This window comes from Caldicellulosiruptor kronotskyensis 2002 (genome assembly GCF_000166775.1).
Lineage (GTDB): Bacteria > Bacillota > Thermoanaerobacteria > Caldicellulosiruptorales > Caldicellulosiruptoraceae > Caldicellulosiruptor > Caldicellulosiruptor kronotskyensis.
Genome location: NC_014720.1, coordinates 748,727 through 770,788, shown reverse-complemented (window position 1 = coordinate 770,788; position 22,062 = coordinate 748,727). Strand labels below are relative to the sequence as shown.

Sequence of the window (22,062 nt, the reverse complement as noted above, 5' to 3'; positions counted from 1 at the left end):
ACATCGAAAGCAATTACATCTTCTCTGGAGCCTCAACTCCAAGCAGTCTTAGCATATTATTTATGACAATTCTTACACACTCAACAAGAGAAAGCCTTGTAAACATCAGTTCTTCATTTTCATTTTTAACTCTGCACGCGTTATAAAAGGCGTGAAACATAGATGCTAAGTCTAAAAGATACTTTGTCACTCTGCTAACGTCTAAGTTCCTTGCTGCTATCTCAATTTCTTCAGGAAGTTCTAAAAGCTTTCTCAAAAGTTCAAGTTCTTCTTCTTGCTGCAAAAGCTCTACTTTTATTCTACTTTTATCTAACACTATTCCCTCTTCTGACAGAGCTCTAATGATTCCGCATGTTCTTGCATGAGCATACTGGACATAAAATACAGGGTTGTCAAGTGTCTGCTGGGTCACAAGGTCTAAATCTATCTCAATGTGAGTATCTGCTGATTTTGTATTGAACATAAACCTTGCAGCGTCTTTGCCTATTTCGTCAATTAGGTCAATAAGGGTTATTGCCTTGCCAGTTCTCTTTGACATTCTGACAACTTCCTTGCCTCTTACCAGCCTTACAAGTTGCATAAGGATAACTATAAGCTTTTCTGGGTCAATCCCAAGCGCTTTCATTGCAGCTTTCATTCTTGCAACATGCCCGTGATGGTCAGCACCCCAAATATCTATTACAATATCAAAGCCTCTTTTTTCAAACTTGTTTCTGTGATAAGCAATATCAGCTGCAAAATAGGTTGGAATCCCATTTGCTCTTATCAAAACCTCATCTTTCAAGCTCTCATCTATCTTTGATGCTGCAAACCACAGTGCCCCATCTTTTTCGTACGTGTATCCTCTTGATTTTAAATCCTCAATTGTCTCAAAAACTTCTCCACTCTCATAAAGGCTACTTTCATGAAACCATACATCATATTCTATGCCATATTTTCTCAAGTGCTCTTTCATAAGCAAAATATTTCTCTTTAGGGCAAAGTCAACAAGCTTTTTTCTTCTCTCATCCGAAGACAAATTCTCCAAATCATCCCCGTGCTCATCTAAATATTCTTTTACCCTTTCGATTATATCCTCACCATGATAGCAATCTTCAGGAAGATCTATATTTTCACCCTTCAGCTGTCTGTATCTAATCTCAAGGCTCTGTCCAAACTTTTCTATCTGGTTTCCAGCATCATTGACATAAAACTCCTTTGTGACATTGTATCCTGCCCATTTTAAAAGGTTTGCAAGGCAGTCCCCCAGCGCACCTCCGCGGGCATTCCCCATGTGCATGGGACCAGTCGGATTTGCCGAGACAAACTCAACCATCACTTTTTTGCCATTTCCAATATTTACTTTTCCATAGTCGTCACCTTCAGTCAAAATCACATCCACAACTTTGTAAAGCCAATCTTTCCTGAAAAAGAAATTTATAAATCCTGGACCTGCAACTTCAACCTTTTCAATGAAAGTATTTGATAAATCAATTGCGCTAACAATGCCATTTGCAATCTCTCTTGGATTTTTCTTAAGTTTTCTTGTAAGCTCCATTGCTATGTTTGTTGCAAAATCGCCGTGAGATTTCTCCTTCGGCTTTTCAATCATTATACCTGGAATGCTGTCAAGCTCAAATACTCCTTTGTCAATACAGTTTTTTATGGCATTTTGAACTACATCTTGAATTTGCTGTTTTGCAAGTTTTACTAAATTCAATTTTTTACACCTGCCTCTTTGATTTTAAGTAAAAAGTCATTTTCAGACATCATATGCGAATCTAAATCTATAGCATACTCTACCAAAACTTCTCCACCACTATCATCCAAATCAACTTTCATCTTCTTTGTATAAATCCCAATCATTATAACTCCCTGGTCGGTTATATATGTGGAGATGTGTCTTTTGCCAGGTTCAAATATAAAGGTTGATGTAACATCACCCCAGCGGATTAAAGTTATAAGGTCGGGTTGAATCTTAAAAGTTGTTGTGGTACCTTCAAGCCCGGTCAGTTCACTTTCCTTATATGTCACAAAATAACTTTCACCTTTTTTATAAAACTTTCCTTCTGTGAAAAACTCTATGCTATTTTCAAAGCTGTTTACGGGGTATTCCTGCGTTCCTTTTACGTAAATCAGGACGTCTTTTTTCATACTTCCACACCCCAAAAATGGCTATTTTTAGTATCTCTCTATGTCTATTTTCTCTTCACATTTTATTTTTTCATTCAAAAATATTGAAGCTACAGACTCAAATTTTTTTAGATTGTCACTTGCATAAAAATAATATGTTGGTTCTTCGCTGGAATTGTTTAACATATCATTCATTTTTAATAGTTCAAACACTTGCTTGGCTGTCTCAAGTGCAGGATTTATTAGCATAACGTTAGGCAATACCTTTCTTATAACATCCTGTAAAAAAGGGTAGTGTGTACATCCCAGAACAAGAGTATCTATTGCTTTTTCATTAAACTCTTCTAAATACTCTTTCGCAATAAGATAAGTTACCTCTTTATCTGTCCATCCTTCTTCTACAAGCGGAACAAAAAGAGGACACGGCTTTGAAAAAACCTTTATGCTATTATCAAGCTCTAATATCTTTTTTTCGAAAGCACCGCTTGATATTGTTCCTTCTGTTCCAATCACTCCTATTCTTTTATTTTTAGTAGCTTTTACCGCTGCCTCAGCTCCAGGTTCAATTACTGCAACAATGGGAACGTCAAATTTTGCTTTCAAAGCTTCATATGCATATGCAGATGCAGTGTTACATGCCACAACAACAATTTTGACATTTTTTGATAGCAAAAACCTTGTGTTTTGCATTGCAAACTTTGTAACTGTCTCTTTAGACTTAGAACCATAGGGAATTCTTGCCGTATCGCCAAAATACACAATACTCTCATTTGGCATAAGACTTACAATCTCTTTGAAAACAGTAAGACCACCTAAACCAGAATCAAATATACCAATTGGTCGTAAATCCATAGCTATTTCAGCCCTCTTTACTGTATTTTATGCTTTTTTTCTGTCTATTTTTCTCAATGGCAAGAGAAATTAGTTTATCAATGAGCTGAGAATATGGAATACTACTAAACTCCATAAGCTTTGGATACATCGAAATACTTGTAAAGCCAGGTATTGTGTTTATCTCGTTGAAATACACTTTGTTCGTATCTTTATCAACAAAAAAGTCCACTCTTGCCATTCCGCAGCACTCAAAAATTTTGTAAATCCTTGCTGCCAAATCTTTTATCTCTTCAGTAACTTCCTTTGGAAGTCTTGCAGGAATAATAAGCTCTGATGAATTATCAATATACTTTGCCTCATACGAATAAAACTCTCTTGATGGAATTATTTCTCCCGGCTCAGACACAAATACCTCATCATTTCCTAAAACTGCACATTCTATCTCCCGAGCGTTTATAGCCTGTTCAATCAAAATCTTTGTATCGTACAAAAAAGCCTCATGTATTGCCAAAACAAGGTCTTCTCTATCTTTCGCTTTTGATATACCCACAGACGAACCTGAGTTTGCAGGCTTTACAAAAACAGGATACGAAAACTCACTCTCTATTCTTCTTATGAAATAATCCTTTTTAGCTGAATATTCGTTTTTGTATACAACCAAAAAATGACCCTGTGGTATTCCTTCTAAAAGCGCAAGCTTTTTAGCAAATGCTTTGTCCATGCATATAGCTGACGAAAGAACACCGCACCCTACATATGGTATGCCAGAGAGCTCTAAAAGTCCTTGAACTGTTCCGTCCTCACCATTCAGTCCATGCAAAACCGGAAATACCACATCAATGTCGATGAAAGTAGCCTCGTTATCTTTTATTTTTACAAGTGCCTTTTTGGTTCTATCAGGAGAGATAAAACATTCTATAGAAAACTGAGTCCACTTGCTATCCAAATCTTCAATTTTGCCTGTGTACAAGAGCCATTTTCCTTCCTTTGTTATACCTATTGGAATTATTTCGTATTTTTCCTTGTCCATATTTTGCATAATTGATTTTGCCGAAACTATGGATATTTCGTGTTCTGTTGAAACTCCTCCAAACAAAACAGCAACTTTTAACTTAGTCATTATCAGAATTACCTCCAAAAATATGCTTTTTGTAAATTTATATATTCATCAAGCAGACAATTTTATTACATTTCAAGTTGCATTTCCTACAGTCCAAGATAACCTTTCACATCAAACAAAATTTCTTCTAATCTCTGCTCATCTGGGCTTTCACCATAAATTCTTATAAGGTCTTCTGTCCCAGAAGGTCTTACCAAAAACCACGACATATCTTCAAGTATAACCTTCAATCCATCTCTTGTTCTGTATTCAATACATTTGAGCCCTGCAACTTCACTTTTGCCGAAATTTTTTATTCTTTCCAAAGCCTCTTCTTTCTTCTGAGAAGTTGTTCTCACATCAATTCTTTTATTATAAAGCTTCCCATACTCAGATTCAATGCTCCTTAAAATTTCTTTTGGAGATTTTTGAAACTTTGCAACTGCCTCTGCAACCAAAAGGTCAGCCAAAATCCCATCCTTTTCAGGCACATGCCCTTTTATGGAAAGCCCTCCAGATTCCTCTCCACCGATTAGGCTATCTTCTTTCATCAAACACTCTGCAATATATTTAAACCCAACAGGTGTTTCAATGCAACGCATATTGTGCTTCTCTGCAATTTTGTCGAGCATAGAAGTTGTTGCAACTGTCCTTGCAATTGACGATGCTTTCCCGCGGGTTTTTATCAAATAGTCTGCAAGCATAAAGATTACCTCATTTGCTGAAATGTACTCTCCATCTGGATTTACAACGCCAAACCTGTCTGCATCCCCATCTGTTGCAAGACCTAAGTCAAATTTTTCGCTCTTTATCACCTCTAAAAGGTCTTTCATGTTTTCCAAATTTGGTTCTGGCAAATGACCGCCAAAAAGTGGGTCGCGCCAGTTATTAATTATCTTTACCTCACATCCAAGTCTCTTGAGCGCTTCATCAATATATCCTATTCCACAGCCATGCATAGGATTTACAAGAATTTTTAAAGTTTTCCCTTCAAATGCCTTTTTGTCTATCAAGTTCAAAACATCATTTATATACTCTTCCTTGTGGTCAAAGTACTCAATAAGCTTCTCATCAGGATTTAAACTACCAAGTCCTTCTTTCTGTATTCTTTCCACATTTTTTACTATCTTATCTGTAATCTGTGTGTTGGCAGGACCTCCATAGTGTGGAATAAACTTTATTCCGTTGTAGCAATATGGGTTGTGACTTGCTGTTATCATTATCGCTCCGCTTACACCTTTTTTTACAACAGCATGTGCTAATGCCGGTGTTGGAATTGGCTGTTTTGAAAGAAGAACATGTATTGCATTGCTACTTAGAACCTCGGCACATACCTTTGCAAAATTTTCTGAGTGAAATCTATAGTCATATCCAATTATTATTGTCGGGTTTTCGTAGGTTTCTAAAACATATTCAGATATCGCCTGAGCCACAATTCTTACATTCTCAAAAGTAAAATCATCTGCTATAATTCCTCTCCAACCATCTGTCCCAAATGAGATTTTTTTCATTCTTTTGCCCTCCTTCAAAAAAATTAGACAAATATATTATAATATAGTTTGAAATTTTTACAATAAACAAAAAAAGATGACCGGGCAAAAAATAAACTGCCGGCCATCCTAAGTTGTTCATTTATCAGCTGGAGCCAAATACTTTTCAATCTTCTTCTTAACACGCTGAAGAGCATTGTCAATTGACTTTACATCTTTGTGAATCATATCAGCAATCTCTTGATAACTCCTTCCTTCAAGGTAAAGGCTTAAAACCTTGAACTCAAAAGGAGAAAGACATTCAGTAATAACATTTATAGCGTTTTCAAGTTCCTCCTTTGTAATCATAACCTCTTCCGGGTCAGAAATGAACGCGTCCGCTAACGTATCAATAAGCGTCCTTTCGTCATTTTCTTCGTACACGGGCTTGTTAAGTGATATGTAGGTGTTAAGAGGAATATGTTTTTGCCTGCTGGCAGTTTTGATTGCAGTTATCATCTGACGTGTTATGCACATCTCTGCAAACAATCTAAATGAAGGATATTTTGTTTCATCAAAATCACGCACAGCTTTAAATAGACCTATCATGCCCTCTTGATAAATATCCTCCTTATCAGCTCCAATCAAAAAGTACATTCTGCACTTTGCCTTCACAAAGTTTTGATACCTTGAAAGAAGCTCCTCAAGAGCTTCTTTCACTCCTTCTCTTGAATATTTAACCAATTCTTCATCTGAACATTCTTTAAAATTCAAAAGCCATTTTTGTAATGTCAAGGCAATATGCCTCCTTAAGTTTTTAAGCCTTGTTAAGAATTCAAAGAAAAACCTATCACAATAATTATATATTATTGCTAAAGCTTCTTTCAAGCTCATTTCAGGTTTTTTTTGAATTTCTCAAGTTTGCGAATAATATCGTCCTCTAAAGTATCTTCTAACTTGCTACTTTTATGCATCTTCTCTTTTTCCTTTTTCTCAATTTCTTTTCTGTAATGTTCAATCTCGTATATAAGTTCTCTTGGAGGTATTCTCAAAGCACCATCTCCAAGGATTATGAGCTGTTCTAAATAGTCTGAGGTTACAACCCCAATCTTTTCGTTTTTGCTATTCTTGTAAACATACTGTTCTATGTAGTTGTCAGCTGTTTCTCCCTCTTTTGTAAATACTATTTCCACATTGCTAAAGGTTTCTTTTTTACGCATAGCCCCTTTAACCAAGTGCGAATCAAACACAATTGTAATTTTATACCCTTTGTAACCAGAAAAATCTGCCAAAATGTCGATTAACTTTTTTCGTGCGCTGTCCAAATCATCTTCAGCAATTTTCCTTAAGTAATCCCATGCGTTTATAAAGTTGTATCCATCAACCATCAAGTGCACCTTTGATTTCTCCTTCTTTAAGTCTTTGTTTCAAAACCTCAAAAAATATGATACCGGCCGCAACAGACGCATTAAACGAATTGACATATCCTTTTTGTGGGATTTTTATCAAAAAGTCAGCACCTTCTTTTACAAGTCTGGAAATGCCCTTTCCTTCAGAACCTATCACAACACATGTTGGAATAGTAAAATCACACTCATAAACAGGTTTTGAACCATTTGCATCTGCGGCAAACACCCATATACCCTTCTCTTTCAGCTCTTCAATAGTCCTTCTTAGGTTAACAACCCGTGCAATCTTCATATACTCAACAGCACCTGCAGAAGCCTTTTCAACAGCTGGTGTTACAGGACATGAATTTCTTGTTTCAATTACAATTCCATGTACACCACACAAATGCGCAGACCTTATGATAGACCCAAAGTTCTGTGGGTCGGTTATACCATCAAGTAAAACTAAAAAAGGCTCCTCACCACTCTTCTTTGCTTCAAATAAGATGTCATCTATGTCGCAATATTCAAACTCGTGTGCAATGGCAATGACGCCTTGTGGATTTTTTGTCTGCGCCATTTTATCTATTTTGCTTTTATCAACAAATTTTACCACAACCCCACTTTGTCTGCAAAGGTCTATAATCTTAGCAGTTTCTTTATCTTTTGCTGAAGTTGAAATATACACCTCTGTTATTTTAGCACCGCTTTTGAGCGCCTCTTTCACAGGATTTTTGCCTTCAATAGTTCTCATGTTCCTCCCTCATTTTCCCAAGATATTTTTCTCTCACTTTTTCAAACTCTCCACAAGAGAACTTCCCCTCCGGGCAATAGCCAAGTTTTATGCATTTAGGTCCTGCAAATTTGAATATGTTTGGCGCAACGTTTTTGACAAGCTCTAAAATCTTGTCAGCAACTGCCCTTATCTCCCACTGAGCTCTGTTGCAGCACCTTTCACTAAAAAAATGTAAAAGCTCTCTTGCGTTCATTGTCATGATAATCTTTGTTTCACAGGCATTCGGAAGAACATATCTTGCGTCCTCAATTGCCATTTTCTCTGCTTTCTTTAAAGCCTCTTTCTCTGAAATCCCATATATCTTAAATTTTTCAGTGTGCTTTCTTTTGAGTTTTTCGGACAAAACAGCATAAGCCTGGGCAATCTGATTCATAGTATCTATAAAAATATTTTTAAGCTCTTCATCTTCTTCTATGCTTGGCGGAATAACATAATCAAATCCATCCATCTTGACATACCGCTGAGACTGCTGTGAATATGAAGCAATCCTGTGACGGACAAGCTGGTGTGTAAAGCTCCTTGAAACTCCTTCTATCCCAAATGTAAAGCTTACATGTTCTAAAGGTGACTGATGCCCCACCTCTACCAAAAAATTCAGAAAGTTTTTAACTGTTTCATCATCTAATCTTTCGAAGATGTTTTCAATGGTTGTATTAGAATAACAAAGTTTTGCAGCAGTTGCAACAACCTTTTCAGGCTCCGGTGTGTGGGACAAAAGAACAACCTTAAACTTCATAACCAATTCCTCCATATACAATAATTGCATTTTGCTGGTATAAAAATAAATAAAGTTTTGTGATAAAATTATTGTATCACAAAAAGGGGGCAATTTTATATATGGGAATGCTATTTATTATGCCTAAACAGCAAAACTTTGTTTTAATAGGCTTTGATTTTATTAAAAATCACATGCCTTTTTCAGACGGTGAATTTGTGAAAGTATACATATACCTTAAATATCTTTTTCAGAACAAAATTGAAGCAGTTGAAATAGATAGGATTGCAAAGGAACTAAATCTTCTTGAGAGTGATGTTGTAAAAGCACTTGAATTTTGGGCACAGAGAAACTTAATTAGGCTTTCTAAAGACGTTGACGGAAATCTCTCTATTGACTTTTTGGATGATATGTTTGCACATGAAAAGGTCGAAAACTCTATTTCACCTCCAGTTTACACAACAGAGGATTTGTCCAGATTTTTTGAGACAGACGAAAAGTTTAGAAATCTCCTTGAATTTGCTCAAAAACAGTACTGCAGGACATTTAACAAAAGTGATATTGATGTTTTGCTTGAAATTTATGACTGGCTAAAACTGCCTATTGAGGTCATATACCTTTTAATAAACTATGTTACAATAAATAAGAACAACAAAAATCTGAAATTTCTTGAGCAAATGGCAATCAAATGGAAAGAACTTAACATTGATAGCATTGAAAAGGCTGAAGAATATATAAGGTCACAAGAAGATACAAGCAGAATAAAAAGGCTTGTTCTTCAGTACCTTGGAATATACAACAGAGCTCCGACCAAGGTGGAAGATGAAATTATGAATGTATGGATAAACGACTGGAAAGTGCCAGAAGATGTTATTATGTATGCTTTGAGTCTTGTGAAAAATGTAAACAATCCTACAGTAAGCTATGTAAATGGTATAATAAAAAGGTGGTATGAGGCAGGTCTGAAAGATTTAGAATCAATCAAAAAGTTTGAACTTGAAAATGCTCAAAAGAAAGAAAAGAGCAAAAAACAGTCCTCAAATAAGAAAAGCCTACGTGAAGAAAGAGATCCATCTACATACACTGCGTTAGAAGAACTTTACAAAAAAGCTTTGAGAGGTAATGCAGATGATGACCAATAAAAAAGAGATATTGGAGACAATAGATAGAATATACAAGCAAAGACGCTACAATGCTGAGCTTTCAAAAGAAAGAAAAATGAGCGAACTTTATACAAAATCAAAAGAGTTTGCCGATATATGTGACAAGATAAAATTAGCTGGCTTGAAGCTGTCAAAAGCGTCGCTTATGCAAAATAAAGAGCAAATAGCTAAATACTCCAAAATTTTAGATACGCTTATTTCAAAAAGGACAAAACTTTTAATTGAGATGGGATACCCGAGCGACTATTTAGAGCCAGACTATTTATGTAAAACTTGTCAGGACACAGGTTTTGTAGTTTTAGAAGACAGAGTTGAAGTTTGCAAATGCAGAACTCAGCTTTTCATTGAACTTCTGTATGAACAAAGTAAGCTAAAGGAAATCTTAAAAGACCATAACTTTAGCAAATTTAACTTGGACTATTACTCAAAAGAAGTTGATTTGAAAGAAGGATTGTCACCTTACAAGAATATGGTCAAGATAATTGAAAAGGTGAAGGAGTTTGTAGAAAATTTTGATAAACCAAACCAGAAGAATCTGTTGTTTTATGGTCCAACAGGCCTTGGTAAGACTTTTCTCGCTCACTGTATTGCAAAAGAGGTAATTGACAAAGGTAAAACAGTAATATTTTTAGATAGTATTTCTTTCTTTGAGATATTAAAAGATAAATATTCAAAAATGCTTCGTCTCTATGAAGAGGTAAGTGACGAAGAATACAAAAGCCTTGAAGAGGTAGACCTTTTGATTATTGATGACCTTGGAAATGAAGGGAAAAACGCTGAATTTTGTCATGGCGTCTTTCAAAGTTTGCTGGACAAAAGATTTTTGTCAGGCAAAAAAATGATCATAACCACAAACTATAGCCTTGACGGACTTGTTACAGTTTATTCTCAGTTCATAATGGGTAGGCTTCAGGAATATTTTATGTTTTTGCATCTGTTCGGAGAAGATGTGAGGGTAATAAAAGCAAAACTTCATCTTGAAAAGAAAACTTCTGAAACATAATAAAAAGATAAAGGTAACCAGCCTTAAATCATGCTGGTTACCTTTTTATTTTATGGCAAAAAGCAGCTCACCCTCACATACAACCTCGCCGTCAACCATTGCTACTGCTTTTGCCTTGCCAATCGAACCTTTGAGAGATATTAGCTCTGTCTCAATCACAAGAACATCACCGGGCTTTACAACTTTTTTGAATCTAACCTTGTCAATACCTGCAAAAAACGGAGTTTTCCCTTTAAACTCTTCTTTTAAAAGCATTGCAACAGCTCCAACCTGGGCCATTGCCTCAACAATCAACACACCCGGCATCACAGGATTTGAAGGAAAATGTCCTTGAAAAAACGGTTCGTTAATTGTAACGTTTTTAATTCCCTTTGCTCTCTTTCCTTCTTCAACTTCTATGATTCTGTCCACAAGCAAAAAAGGGTATCTATGAGGAATAATTTCCAGTATTTTATCAATGTTATACATAACTAAATCTTCCTTTCTAATCTTAAATCCTAAAAACTCAAATTCTTACACCTTAACTATAAACACCATAATAAAATAAATGACCATTAAAATCAAACCCATTGGAACTCCAATTTTCGCCCACTCTTTGCTTTTTATTTTAAATTTCCCTGCTGATATTATGTTTGGGATATTACCAGGTATTAACATTCCTCCGCTTATAATCATTCCAAGAATAATCGCCCTCACCTGTTCATTCGTCATTTCTTTAGAAACTTCAGCTGCTGCCAAGGTTGCGTTGTCCACTATAGCAGAAATCATATTTACCCAGTAAAGAATTTTTGCATCCAACTTTATAATGTACAAATCTATCAATGGTTTGAAAGCTGTTCCTAAAAGCTCAAGTGCAAACACAAATACAAAAACCTTAAATGCCCTCAAAAAAACATCTTTAATATCTTCTGTATTTTCTATATATTCATCTTTATCTACTTTATTTGCCTTTTTAACAATTAAGGCTGCCAAAAATGCCATAAGTAATATTGTGATAATAATTTCAAATCCAATTGCCCTTGCTAAATAGAAAAAATCAGCTTTGAGCTTTGAAATAGTAATAGTCGCCAATGGTTCACCCACTGGCGTTAATGCTGCTCCAAATCCTATTGCAAAACATGCTAATACAATAACTTTTAATTTTGTATTTCTGTCAAGCGGTGTATGATGCATAATTTCGGTTAATAATAATGAAGCAATTATCGCAGTAATAAAACTTGAACTTAAACCCAAGATAACAATTATAATAAAAGTAAATATTTGAATTGAAATTTTATTAGTCAGCACCTCTATTAATCTGTTAATTTTATTTCTAAAGAAGAAAAACAACATTCCTGCTATTAAAACTGCAAAAGTTATATAGTAGAGTAATTTATTTTGAAGTATGTGCTCAAATAACTTTAAATTCATCTGTTTAGAAATAATAACACCAATAATACCCATTACAAATAAGAAATATTCTAAATTGTGTTCAACTGCTTTTACTAAAAAAGGTATAAATAAAATAACCAATAGCAGAATTATTAATCCTGCAATCATTTGAAAAACTCCTTTCTTGTACTGTCAATAATTATTTTTAGCATTGCTGTATTCTTCAGTTATTATATTATACGTTTGTGAAAGGATATAATTCAATCTCTCAATGTTATTTTCTAGATAGAGATAACCGATTAAAGCTTCAAGGGCTGTAGCATATTTATAATCACTCAATTTAGCATTTTTAGGAATGGTTTTTGGTTTTGCATTTCTTCCTCTCTTTACAATTCTTTTTTCATCTTCATCAAGCTCTTCATATATTTTTTTTATAGCCATTGCTTGACTCGAAGCTTTCACATACATGGTAGTTCTAAGATAGTATAGATAAGGGGGCAAATCTGGATTTTCAGCTATTATTTTGTTTCTTACAAACAACTCATATACTGCATCTCCAATATAAGCATATACTAAAGGACTGAGCAACCTGTTCTCACTCTCTTCCAAATATGTTTTTAAAATATCCAAAAAGCGCTCTCTTTATTAATCAGCTGTTCCAAGTACTCTTATTGTATTGACATAAGGGTCGGCTGTACCCTGCAGCTGACAGTCCTCTTCTTTCAAAAGCTTTATATAATCAACAAGGTCCTTTGTAATTCTCTCACCTGGCAAAATAAGTGGTATTCCAGGCGGATACGCCATGACCATCTCACCCGAAATTTCACCAACTGCATTGTCAAGATCAACAACCTTTTTAGAGCTGTAAAAGGCATCTCTTGGCGACACAATCACCTGTGGTGAGTGCAAAACTATTGTTGGTGTCTTTACATCCTTGACACCAAGTTTTTTAGCCATATCGCGAAGAGCTTCAATTAGCTTTTCCACACTCTCCTGTGTATCTCCCAAAGAGATTATAGCCAGTATATTGTAAAGGTCAGACATCTCAACTTGGATGTTATATTCATCTCTCAAAATTCTCTCAGCTTCATATCCAGTTATGCCAAGTCTTCTGACATTTATACCAAGTTTTGTCTCGTCAAAATCATAAACTCCCGGTGTTCCAATCAACTCTTTACCAAATGCATAAAGCCCTTCAATCTTGTTAATCTCTTCTCTTGCCATTCTGGCAAGTCGCAAAGTTTCTTCTAACATCTCTTCACCATACATTGCAAGCTGTTTTCTCGCAACGTCTATAGAACACATCAAAATGTAAGATGAACTTGTTGTCATAGTAAGATTTAGTACTTGCTTTACAGTTTCTGGTTGAATCCTATGCCCTCTAAGAAGAAGTACTGAACTTTGCGTTAGCGACCCACCTGTTTTGTGTGTTGAAACTGCGCTCATATCTGCTCCAACTTCCATTGCAGTGAGCGGAAAATCGTTATGAAATCCCATATGTGCACCATGCGCTTCATCTACCAAAACAGCCATTCCAAACTTGTGCGCTGTCCTTGTTATGGACTTCAAATCACTTGCAATTCCATAATATGTGGGGTTTATAACAAAAACTGCTTTGGCATGAGGGTGTTTCAGGATCGCCTTTTTTACATTCTCAATTGTAACACCCATTGTAATCCCAAGCTCTTCATTGACCTCTGGTTGCACATACACAGGTATAGCCCCGCTTAGAATTATCCCACCAAATGCACTTTTGTGTGCGTTTCGAGGCAATATTATCTCATCTCCAGGTTCGCACGCCGACATTATCATTGTTTGAACACCCGATGTTGTACCGTTTACCAAAAAATATGCATACTGGGCACCAAACGCGCTTGCAAAAAGTTTTTCGGCTTCATAGATGACTCCTATTGGGTTATTTGCGTTGTCTAAGTCTTCCATACCGTTTAAGTCCATTAGCATGACGTTTTGCCCAACAAAATCGGTAAACTCTTTAAGACCTCTTCCATATTTGTGCCCTGGAACGTGGAACGGTATTATGTTCTTTTCAATATGTCTTTTTACAGCATCAAATAAGGGTGTTTTGCTCTGGTCCTCCTTTGTCACCTTATTCTGCCCTGCCCCCATTTCTTTTCTTTATACTTTTTAATTTTCTGATTGATAATTATACCACACTACAATTTTTTTAAAAGTATTTTTTACTCAAAAGTTACGCGGCTCACACCTTCAATCAGATATAGGTCTGTTATAAGCTGATTGACGCTGGTATCCGGTAAAACCAAAGCCTTATAACAGACTTTTTCAGTCTCTTCATGCATAAATTTAATATCTTTAATTGTAACTGAATGTGCAGTCAAAATTGAATCTATCTTTTGAATAGAACTTTTCAAGTTTTGTCCCTCAACAGTAATTGTCCTTAAAATTCCTTTTGATACAAATCTTACTTCAAATTTTTTCAATAGAATCAAAGTAAGATACACTGCTGCTGTTGCTAAAAATGCACCCTTATAATAACCAATTCCAATTGCAAGCCCAATACAAGCAACAGCCCACAGCGTTGCTGCAGTTGTCAAACCTTTTACTGTTGCGCCATCTTTTATTATTGTACCTGCACCAAGAAAGCCAATTCCTGAGATGACCTGAGCGCCAAGCCTTGCAACATCTATGTTTGCATGCCCTTTGTAATAAATATCATAGATATACTCAGACGTCATCATAACAAGTGTTGAACCAACACAGACTAAAATGTGTGTTCTGAACCCTGCCGGTCTGTGGACATTTTCACGTTCAATACCAATAATTCCACCTGCTAAGATTGCGAATATGATTTTTAATATATCCTGCAGCATTAAAAATTCCCTCTTTAGAATGTGAGATTATAATTATATTTTATAATACATAACGTAAAAAAATTAAAGAGGCTGCTTTTTCATTTTTTAACTTCAGAAAAAGCAGCCTCCTGTGGTAAACTTTACTATTTTGTCCACAATTCAATGTTTTGCTTGATTCTCTTTGTATAATATTCTTCAACCTTGCTGTTTCCAAGCTTCTCAAAACCATCCAAAAATTCGTTCCATACCTTATCAAAGTCTTTTTCTTTTGCCATTACAACTTTTGGAATGGTCGAAAGTGTATAGTTCCAAATTTTATCGTTAATTGTTTTGATATTAGGATCATCAATTGAAATCATCCAGAGATAACCCCATGTTTTTTCTGGATACTCATTTGATTTTGGGAATAAGTCTTTCCAAATCTCTGCTTTATATGCAGACAATACTTTCTTCTCAACATCGCTATAGTTCTTTCTTATATCTTCTTTTCTCGTGTCAGGTGCAATTGGATTTCCTGTTGAATCAATATACGTATTAGGCAGTCTCGGGAACGGGTAAATGTAAGGACCTATCCCAGTCTTTTTTGCAAATGTAGGATCAGTTTTTCTCATCTGGTCATATTTTGGTGTAAATACTCTCTTACCATTTATATATGTGTGATGAACACCTTCAATACCCCATTGTCTTAAGATATTAGCATCTTCGGTGCACATCCAGTCAAGGAATTTAATTGCTCTCACCTTATCTTTGCACTTTACTGTTATAGCAACACCCCAGCCACCTGTGTATCCAACTTTTACATCAGGCGGACATTGTTTTATCTTTTCATTAACTGTAACAGGATAATAGCCGTATGTGTATTCGTATTTGCCTGCTTTTTTGAGAGCAGTGATTGGTTCACCCACTGCCCAACCTGCGTCAATTAAAGCAAGAACTCTTCCAGATGCTATTTTAGCTTTATACTGGTCGTCTTTCTGGACAAATGTCTCTCTATCAAGAATTCCTGCGTTCCATAAGTGATTTAACCATTTGAAATATTCTTTTTCAATTGGACGTTTATAATGTCTTATCACTTTCAAAGTTTTTGGGTCAACATAAAACTCTCCATCGTCAGGTGCACCTGTTGCCTGGAAAGCTGGATTTGTAACAGAAATAACCGTTCGCCAATCGTCAGCACTAAGTGTCAAAGGAATGGTTGGAAGTCCGTCTGTTGTAGGATGTTTTTTCCAGTAATTTACTATTACATTTTCAAAATCTTTTATTGTCCTAATCTTAGGATAATTTTGTTCAATTACTACCCTGTGCTGAACCATAAATCCACCATTTACATCAAGTGTTGCATCATTATCTGTTGTTATCCCCAAACAGTATATATGCGGATCCTGAGGACTCCATCTAAGCCTCTTGAGATTTTTTCCATATGCTTTTTTAATGTTGGGACCATACTTTTCTATTAAACTATCTAACTGTACAATACCACCAGCATTTTTAAGAAGTTGTAAGTCTCCTTTTGCATACACAAGGTCTGGATAATCACCACTTGCAGCCATTAGCTGAATTTTTTGTTGACCAGCACCTTGAGCTATGGCATACTCAATCTTTAATGTAACACCTGTAAGTTCTTTTATCTTTTGTGCAACTGGTGACTTAAATCCATCGTCATTTGGGTTTGTTTCAGCACTGTACATAGTGAGAGTAATTGGCTTTTTTGCTTCGGGTGTTGGTTTGAGTGGCTTCACAAGCTTTGAACTTCCAGCATTTCCAATAATACCGATTCCTAATATAAAACTTATAACCACTACAATTGATAAAATCGAAAGTAACCTTTTTGAGCTCCTCATAGTTCTTTTAACCTCCTTATTTTTTGTTTTATGCTAAAAGCTGGTTTTTACCAGCTAAAAGCCATTAATCTTTCTTAGCTCTTTACAGCACCAATTGTCATCCCATGAATAAAATATCTTTGAATAAAAGGATAAACGAACAATATTGGCATAGTTACAATTATAGTCATTGCCATTCTGAGAGAATGAGGAGTTACTTTCATTGTTCTGTTTGGGTCAAGGTTACTGTAGTAATCTACCTGAGATGAAGCTGCTGCATTTGATAAAATCTTTTGAAGTTCATATTGTAGTGTTGTAAGCTTTGGTTCACTTGAGCAATAAAGGTATGTATCAAACCATGAGTTCCAATGTCCAACAGCAATAAACAAACTAATAGTTGCAATTACAGGTGCACAAAGTGGCAATATTATCTTCCAGAATATCAAAAAATCATTAGCACCATCTATCATTGCAGACTCTTCAACGTCGGCAGGAATGCCCTCCATATAAGATTTTATGACAACCACATTAAACGGACTTATAAGCCCCGGTAGGATGTATACAAGGAAATTGTTCATAAGTCCAAGACCACGCATGAGCATATATTCAGGTATAAGTCCCCCACCAACGTACATAGTAATAATAAACATTACCGAAACTGCTTTTCTTGCGATAAAATCCTTTCGATTTATAACATAGGCAACCATTGCTGATGAAAGTACTCCTAATGCTGTTCCAACCACTGTTCTTAATACAGTTATAAATACAGCCCATGGAATTTGAGGATAATTTAAAGTCTCTATGTAATTTACTAATGTAAATTTTCTGGGAAAGATAGTTATCCCACCTTTTATTGCATCGTAAGGGTCATTTAATGATACAGCAAGGACATGCAAAAATGGGTACAAAGTTATAATTGCCAAAATTATCATTATTGTGTAGTTAAAAACTTCAAATACTATATCACTTGCTGTCTTCTTGCTCATTTCAATAGTTCCTCCTCAAAAAATCTTTAAACTCTGTCACATCATCCTATAACCAGTTGTCTTTTTTGAAAACCAGTTTGCAAAGACTAAAAGCGTAAGGCTTAATACAGATTTGAATACCCCAGCTGCTGTGCCAAAAGAATATCTGCCTGTACCAATTCCATACGAAAGAATGTAAAGGTCAATAACATCTGCAACCTCTCTTGTTGCTGCTGTTCTTAAAAGAAATTGTCTTTCAAAACCTATATTGATTATATTTCCTATGCTCAAAATAAGAAGAACAATAACAGTTGGCATTATTCCAGGAAGTGTAATACTTATCATTTTTCTGAATCTTCCTGCACCATCAACAGTTGCTGCTTCGTAAAGTTCAGGATTTATTGAAGTTATCGCTGCTAAATAAATTATCGTGTTCCAACCAAGTTCTTTCCAAATGTCAGAAAATGTAACTATCCACCAGAAATAACGTGGTTCTGCCATAAACATAATCGGGTACTTTGTGAGATGAAATTTTTGTAAAATTTGATTTATTACACCGCTTGGTGATAAAATCTCGCTTACTAAACTTGCTACAACAACCCATGAAACAAAATGCGGTAGATATGATATTGTTTGGATGGTTCTTTTAAAAGCTATATTCTTTATTTCATTTAAAAGTAAAGCTAACATTATTGGCAGCGGAAAGCCAAATACTAATCCCATAAAGCTCATTATCAGTGTATTTCGCATAGCTCTATAAAAATCAGGATCCTGGAACATCTCAGCAAACCATCTTATACCTACCCACTCTTGTTGCCAAATTGGCTTACCGGGTCTATAATCTTGAAATGCCATTATCCATCCCCAAAGTGGTATGTATCTAAATATTATTAACCAAACAATAAATGGAAATATCATTAAGATTAAATATCTTTGCTTCCACAATGTTTTGGTCAATTTTGATTTATTCATTATAAACCTCCACGGTATTTTTTTTTGAGCTTGATTTTCAATGATAATTTTAAAATCAAAATTATAAAATTTATACCCTAATATTTTGACATGTTATACCCTATACTTTTGTCCATGTTTTTTAAAAAAATAAAAAGCCCATTAATTGGGCTTATAGATAAATTTAATAAATTCTTTTATTTTCTTTTTAAACTTTCTTTATAGCCTTTAGGCGAACATCCAACATACTTTTTAAATTTTAAACAAAAGTAGTCCATATCTTCATATCCAACCTTTTTGGCAACTTTTGAAACTTTCTCCCCATTTTCTAATAGCTCTTTTGCTTTCTCAATTCTGACTTTTTCGATATAAGATAAAAAGTTCTCACCAAATGTTTTTTTGAAAAGTTTACTAAAATAGGATGAATTGTAGCCAAATATTTCTGCCAATGTTTCAAGCTTTAAGTCAATAAAATAATTTCTTTTTATAAACTCTTCAACCTGAACTTTGAAATTGTCTGAATGAAGTTTTTTTATTTGTTCTGCAATTAAAGTAAAATAATACTTTATAAGTCCTTTTAACTCAGTTAAAGTCTTCTGGGTAAATAAGTTTTTAAAGATTTCTTGTGTAAGATACTTTTCGACAATTTGTTTGTATTCTTGATTCTGAGAAAGTTTATACAAAACATCAACAAAGAAATTGTAAAAACTGCTTTTTGCTTCATCCTCAGATGCATTTTTCTTTATCAAGTTATCTGCTTTATTTTCTAATATATTATTAATTTTCTCAAAATTGTTAAACTCAATCGCTACTGCTAATGCATAAGCATTCACATTATCATCAAACTCTTTCTCAGTTTTATCATATCGAAAAATAGCTTCTTTTATAAAGATTAAACCTTTGTAACCCAATAAGAATCTTTTTTTTAAAAGTTCATTGGCTTCTTCAAATGATTTTTTAATATTTCTATAATCTTCTACTTTACTTCCAATTGAAATAATAACCTGACCGTCCGTATATTGCATGAGCATATCCTTTAAAATATTAATGCTTCTACTATTAAATGGATACCAAAAGTCTTTGAAAAGTATGCAGATATTGTTGTTTATAATTGTCGAAAAACCGCAAGAGTTTTTATTCAAAAACAAATCCACCTTTTCTTTTAATTGCAAGACTGTTTGATTTATCTCACAAGAATTCCTATTTTCATTTAGCAGCTGAATTATGGCAACCTGATACTTTTTCCAGGGAAGTTGAAGTTCAAAGAATTTATTCATATACTCTATCTCTGTATCTTTCAAAGTACCCAATACTAATTTTTCAACTACTTTTTCCCTTGTGAGTTTCTTAGCAGTTGAAAATGCCCGGTTTATTTTAAATTCTTCCTCCAGTTTTTCCCTGATTGCCATAAGTTTCTCTTCAAGAAGTTGTTTGTCAATAGGTTTTAAAAGATAACTCTCCACTCCAAGTTCCACAGCTTTTCGGGCATATTCAAACTCAGAGTAACCTGAAAGAATAATAATTTTTGTTGAAATATTTTTTTCTCTCAATCTCTGGATTAACAAAAGCCCATCAATTCCAGGTATACGTATGTCAATAAGAGCAACATCAGGATTTAGTTCAAGCAATTTGGAAAAACCATCTACTCCATCATATGCAACTGCAACTATTTCAAACCCAAGCGCATGCCAGTCCAATATCTTTTTAAGTCCTTCAATTATTATCGGCTCATCATCAATTAGAACCACCTTAAACAAATTCTATTCACCACCCTTGCTTGGAACAGTTATTTCAACCACTGTTCCACTTCCATACTCACTCTTGATTAAAAACTCAAATTCGTTGCCATAAAATAGTTTCAATCTTGTGTATACATTTCTAAGCCCTACATGAGCATCTTTTTGGTCTGACTTGAGTAAGGTTATTAAGTTATCACATTCCTCTTTTTTCATTCCGATTCCATTATCCTCAACTCTAATAACAATTTTTTCATCTCTTTTGAAGATTCTAATGCTAATATAACCTTTCCCAATTTTTGGTTCGATCCCATGTTTTATTGAATTCTCTACAAGAGGCTGAATTATAAAAGGCAATATCTTTTGATTGAAAAGGTCTTCATCTATCTGAATATCAAAATCTATCCTATCACCAAACCTGAATTTTTGAATCTCCAAAAACTGTTGAACAAACTCAATTTCCTCTTTTAGTGAAATCAACTCTGAATTTACTGTTATGCTTTTTCTTAATAAGTTACTTAGAAGATATACAATGTGCGAAATTTCCTCTTGCCCGTTACAAAATGATTTCATCCTAATAGCTTCAAGGGTATTGAATATAAAGTGTGGATTTATTTGGCTGCAAAGCATCTCAAACTGAATCTCTCGCTGTTTGGTAATCATTTGCTGCTTTTGAATCTCAGCTAAATAAACCTGTTCAATAAGATTTTTGATATTTTTTGCCATTTCTTTGACATTTTCTGCAAGTTGTCCAATTTCGTCTTTTCCCAAAATCTCTATGCTGGTATCAAGTTTTCCGTGAGAAATTTGATTTACCTTTTCGTTTAATATAGTTAGTCTATCAGTAATGAACTTTGAAAAAAGAAGCATCAGAAATAACGAAATTAATAAATTTACTGTAATCACCACAAAAGCAAAAAATGAAACCTTATTTGGTACTTTAAAAATCTCCTTCTTAGAGAAAAAAGAAATGACCTTTAGATAATTCCCTCCCGTCTCATTTGGTGCAATAGTTCCAACAAGAGCCATAAGATTTCTCTGGTTTATTTTTACATTTCTTATTAGTCTATCGCCATCCTCAAAAGCTTTGATATCTATTGTTTTACCAATCAAACTTTCATCTTTTGCTGCAACTACAGTTCCTTTATCTGTAACAACAATTGTATTTTCATTTTGAGAAAGAATCTCATCAATTTTCTCTTTTTTTATGTAAATTACCATCACTCCGACTTTTTCGCCATAAGAATTTTTAAGTAACCTCACTAAACTAAAATAATACTGAGGTCTGAATGGGTTGTTGTCAAATACAAGCTCCCATAATATTTTACCGTCCCCTTTTAAAGCGTGGATAAACCAACTTTGTTTCTTGATATAGTTATCTACCTTTACAAATTCTCCTGTGTCAAGTAATGTTGGATTGAAAGTGTAAACTTTTATAAGATGAATATTTTTATTATAAATAGAAAGCAAATTCGAAAACTCTTTATACGATGTATAATCTTCATATAACTTTGAAACATCACTGTATTCAGTAGAAAGGATATCTAAAAGTTTTTTGTCAAGATAAAGCTTATTTGAAATATCTACCGCATTTTGCAAAACATCTAAAAGGTTTTTCTTCACGTCTTGAACATTTCTTTTTGTATTATTTATAGCATTTTCCAGTGCCATAGCATGAAGATTTAAAAAAAGAATAATCCCCAAAACAATTTGGGGAATAAAAGCTGATATGATAAATGCTAATATGAACTTCTTACGCATTTTAAGGTTTGTCAGCCATATTTTCATTTTTTCACCACATGGGAGTTA

21 protein-coding genes are annotated in these 22,062 nt (G+C 34.5%); 2 read left to right on the top strand and 19 right to left on the bottom strand.

All coding sequences use genetic code 11. The features are described 5' to 3' along the window. Window positions 1-13 precede the first annotated feature (13 nt). From argS to thyX, 9 genes are all read right to left on the bottom strand, one after another. On the bottom strand, window positions 14-1,699 hold the full coding sequence (gene argS, locus CALKRO_RS03135) for an arginine--tRNA ligase (protein WP_013429665.1): 1,686 nt from the start codon (window positions 1,697-1,699) through the stop codon (window positions 14-16). Beyond that, the gene (locus CALKRO_RS03130) at window positions 1,696-2,133 is read right to left on the bottom strand and encodes a DUF1934 domain-containing protein (protein ID WP_013429664.1); all 438 of its coding nucleotides are present in this window, start codon (window positions 2,131-2,133) and stop codon (window positions 1,696-1,698) included. The genes argS and CALKRO_RS03130 overlap by 4 nt, the downstream gene beginning before the upstream one ends. A gap of 27 nt (window positions 2,134-2,160) precedes the next feature. Further along, window positions 2,161-2,964, bottom strand: coding sequence for a glutamate racemase (gene murI / locus CALKRO_RS03125; RefSeq protein ID WP_013429663.1), 804 nt, complete (start codon window positions 2,962-2,964; stop codon window positions 2,161-2,163). A 7-nt stretch (window positions 2,965-2,971) separates the two neighbouring features. Next, window positions 2,972-4,066 carry a D-alanine--D-alanine ligase family protein gene (locus tag CALKRO_RS03120; RefSeq protein WP_013429662.1) on the bottom strand — a complete coding sequence of 365 codons (1,095 nt, stop codon included), beginning with the start codon at window positions 4,064-4,066 and terminating at the stop codon, window positions 2,972-2,974. 86 nt (window positions 4,067-4,152) lie between these two features. Beyond that, a complete protein-coding gene (locus CALKRO_RS03115; protein ID WP_013429661.1) occupies window positions 4,153-5,556 on the bottom strand; it encodes a phosphoglucomutase/phosphomannomutase family protein in 1,404 nt (467 codons plus the stop codon). Window positions 5,557-5,673: 117 nt separating this feature from the next. Beyond that, the gene (locus CALKRO_RS03110; RefSeq protein ID WP_041727185.1) at window positions 5,674-6,309 is read right to left on the bottom strand and encodes an RNA polymerase sporulation sigma factor SigH; all 636 of its coding nucleotides are present in this window, start codon (window positions 6,307-6,309) and stop codon (window positions 5,674-5,676) included. Window positions 6,310-6,404: 95 nt separating this feature from the next. Continuing rightward, a complete protein-coding gene (locus tag CALKRO_RS03105) occupies window positions 6,405-6,911 on the bottom strand; it encodes an NYN domain-containing protein (RefSeq protein ID WP_013429658.1) in 507 nt (168 codons plus the stop codon). Continuing rightward, on the bottom strand, window positions 6,895-7,656 hold the full coding sequence (rlmB, locus tag CALKRO_RS03100) for a 23S rRNA (guanosine(2251)-2'-O)-methyltransferase RlmB (protein WP_013429657.1): 762 nt from the start codon (window positions 7,654-7,656) through the stop codon (window positions 6,895-6,897). Before rlmB ends, CALKRO_RS03105 begins: the two co-directional genes overlap by 17 nt. Beyond that, window positions 7,643-8,434, bottom strand: coding sequence for an FAD-dependent thymidylate synthase (gene thyX / locus CALKRO_RS03095; protein WP_013429656.1), 792 nt, complete (start codon window positions 8,432-8,434; stop codon window positions 7,643-7,645). Before thyX ends, rlmB begins: the two co-directional genes overlap by 14 nt. 101 nt (window positions 8,435-8,535) lie before the next feature. On the opposite strand from thyX, the gene CALKRO_RS03090 reads away from it, so the two are divergent. Further along, window positions 8,536-9,555: a DnaD domain-containing protein gene (locus CALKRO_RS03090; protein ID WP_013429655.1), complete on the top strand. Its 1,020-nt coding sequence runs from the start codon at window positions 8,536-8,538 to the stop codon at window positions 9,553-9,555. Then, window positions 9,542-10,579: an ATP-binding protein gene (locus CALKRO_RS03085; protein ID WP_013429654.1), complete on the top strand. Its 1,038-nt coding sequence runs from the start codon at window positions 9,542-9,544 to the stop codon at window positions 10,577-10,579. The genes CALKRO_RS03090 and CALKRO_RS03085 overlap by 14 nt, the downstream gene beginning before the upstream one ends. A gap of 45 nt (window positions 10,580-10,624) precedes the next feature. On the opposite strand, the gene fabZ is transcribed toward CALKRO_RS03085, so the two are convergent. From fabZ to CALKRO_RS03035, 10 genes are all read right to left on the bottom strand, one after another. Continuing rightward, window positions 10,625-11,047 (bottom strand): 3-hydroxyacyl-ACP dehydratase FabZ, encoded by a 423-nt coding sequence (gene fabZ / locus CALKRO_RS03080; RefSeq protein WP_013429653.1) that lies wholly within the window; start codon window positions 11,045-11,047, stop codon window positions 10,625-10,627. A 45-nt stretch (window positions 11,048-11,092) separates the two neighbouring features. After that, on the bottom strand, window positions 11,093-12,118 hold the full coding sequence (locus CALKRO_RS03075; RefSeq protein ID WP_013429652.1) for a DUF1646 family protein: 1,026 nt from the start codon (window positions 12,116-12,118) through the stop codon (window positions 11,093-11,095). Window positions 12,119-12,142: 24 nt separating this feature from the next. Next, window positions 12,143-12,580 (bottom strand): Mini-ribonuclease 3, encoded by a 438-nt coding sequence (locus CALKRO_RS03070; RefSeq protein ID WP_013429651.1) that lies wholly within the window; start codon window positions 12,578-12,580, stop codon window positions 12,143-12,145. A 15-nt stretch (window positions 12,581-12,595) separates the two neighbouring features. Beyond that, window positions 12,596-14,077 (bottom strand): aminotransferase class I/II-fold pyridoxal phosphate-dependent enzyme, encoded by a 1,482-nt coding sequence (locus tag CALKRO_RS03065; RefSeq protein ID WP_041741537.1) that lies wholly within the window; start codon window positions 14,075-14,077, stop codon window positions 12,596-12,598. Window positions 14,078-14,148: 71 nt separating this feature from the next. After that, window positions 14,149-14,799, bottom strand: coding sequence for an MgtC/SapB family protein (locus tag CALKRO_RS03060; protein WP_013429649.1), 651 nt, complete (start codon window positions 14,797-14,799; stop codon window positions 14,149-14,151). A 125-nt stretch (window positions 14,800-14,924) separates the two neighbouring features. Beyond that, window positions 14,925-16,622 carry an ABC transporter substrate-binding protein gene (locus CALKRO_RS03055; RefSeq protein WP_013429648.1) on the bottom strand — a complete coding sequence of 566 codons (1,698 nt, stop codon included), beginning with the start codon at window positions 16,620-16,622 and terminating at the stop codon, window positions 14,925-14,927. A gap of 74 nt (window positions 16,623-16,696) precedes the next feature. Further along, entirely contained in the window at window positions 16,697-17,587 is an 891-nt protein-coding gene (locus CALKRO_RS03050) for a carbohydrate ABC transporter permease (protein ID WP_013429647.1), read from the bottom strand. Window positions 17,588-17,623: 36 nt separating this feature from the next. Next, complete coding sequence (locus CALKRO_RS03045) at window positions 17,624-18,538, bottom strand: ABC transporter permease (RefSeq protein ID WP_013429646.1); 915 nt, start codon at window positions 18,536-18,538, stop codon at window positions 17,624-17,626. 176 nt (window positions 18,539-18,714) lie between these two features. Continuing rightward, complete coding sequence (locus tag CALKRO_RS03040) at window positions 18,715-20,265, bottom strand: response regulator transcription factor (RefSeq protein ID WP_237699142.1); 1,551 nt, start codon at window positions 20,263-20,265, stop codon at window positions 18,715-18,717. Between the two features lie 12 nt (window positions 20,266-20,277). Further along, complete coding sequence (locus CALKRO_RS03035; protein WP_013429644.1) at window positions 20,278-22,041, bottom strand: cache domain-containing sensor histidine kinase; 1,764 nt, start codon at window positions 22,039-22,041, stop codon at window positions 20,278-20,280. Window positions 22,042-22,062: the final 21 nt, after the last annotated feature.

Bases quoted from the DNA above. Each gene is read 5' to 3' on its own strand.
- CALKRO_RS03055 (WP_013429648.1), bottom strand. From the start codon at position 16,622: ATGAGGAGCTCAAAAAGGTTACTTTCGATTTTATCAATTGTAGTGGTT.
- CALKRO_RS03065 (WP_041741537.1), bottom strand. From the start codon at position 14,077: ATGGGGGCAGGGCAGAATAAGGTGACAAAGGAGGACCAGAGCAAAACA.
- CALKRO_RS03130 (WP_013429664.1), bottom strand. From the start codon at position 2,133: ATGAAAAAAGACGTCCTGATTTACGTAAAAGGAACGCAGGAATACCCC.
- CALKRO_RS03115 (WP_013429661.1), bottom strand. From the start codon at position 5,556: ATGAAAAAAATCTCATTTGGGACAGATGGTTGGAGAGGAATTATAGCA.
- CALKRO_RS03085 (WP_013429654.1), top strand. From the start codon at position 9,542: ATGATGACCAATAAAAAAGAGATATTGGAGACAATAGATAGAATATAC.
- CALKRO_RS03060 (WP_013429649.1), bottom strand. From the start codon at position 14,799: ATGCTGCAGGATATATTAAAAATCATATTCGCAATCTTAGCAGGTGGA.
- CALKRO_RS03045 (WP_013429646.1), bottom strand. From the start codon at position 18,538: ATGAATAAATCAAAATTGACCAAAACATTGTGGAAGCAAAGATATTTA.
- fabZ (WP_013429653.1), bottom strand. From the start codon at position 11,047: ATGTATAACATTGATAAAATACTGGAAATTATTCCTCATAGATACCCT.
- rlmB (WP_013429657.1), bottom strand. From the start codon at position 7,656: ATGAGAACTATTGAAGGCAAAAATCCTGTGAAAGAGGCGCTCAAAAGC.
- CALKRO_RS03035 (WP_013429644.1), bottom strand. From the start codon at position 22,041: ATGAAAATATGGCTGACAAACCTTAAAATGCGTAAGAAGTTCATATTA.
- CALKRO_RS03120 (WP_013429662.1), bottom strand. From the start codon at position 4,066: ATGACTAAGTTAAAAGTTGCTGTTTTGTTTGGAGGAGTTTCAACAGAA.
- murI (WP_013429663.1), bottom strand. From the start codon at position 2,964: ATGGATTTACGACCAATTGGTATATTTGATTCTGGTTTAGGTGGTCTT.
- CALKRO_RS03050 (WP_013429647.1), bottom strand. From the start codon at position 17,587: ATGAGCAAGAAGACAGCAAGTGATATAGTATTTGAAGTTTTTAACTAC.
- thyX (WP_013429656.1), bottom strand. From the start codon at position 8,434: ATGAAGTTTAAGGTTGTTCTTTTGTCCCACACACCGGAGCCTGAAAAG.
- CALKRO_RS03090 (WP_013429655.1), top strand. From the start codon at position 8,536: ATGGGAATGCTATTTATTATGCCTAAACAGCAAAACTTTGTTTTAATA.
- CALKRO_RS03075 (WP_013429652.1), bottom strand. From the start codon at position 12,118: ATGATTGCAGGATTAATAATTCTGCTATTGGTTATTTTATTTATACCT.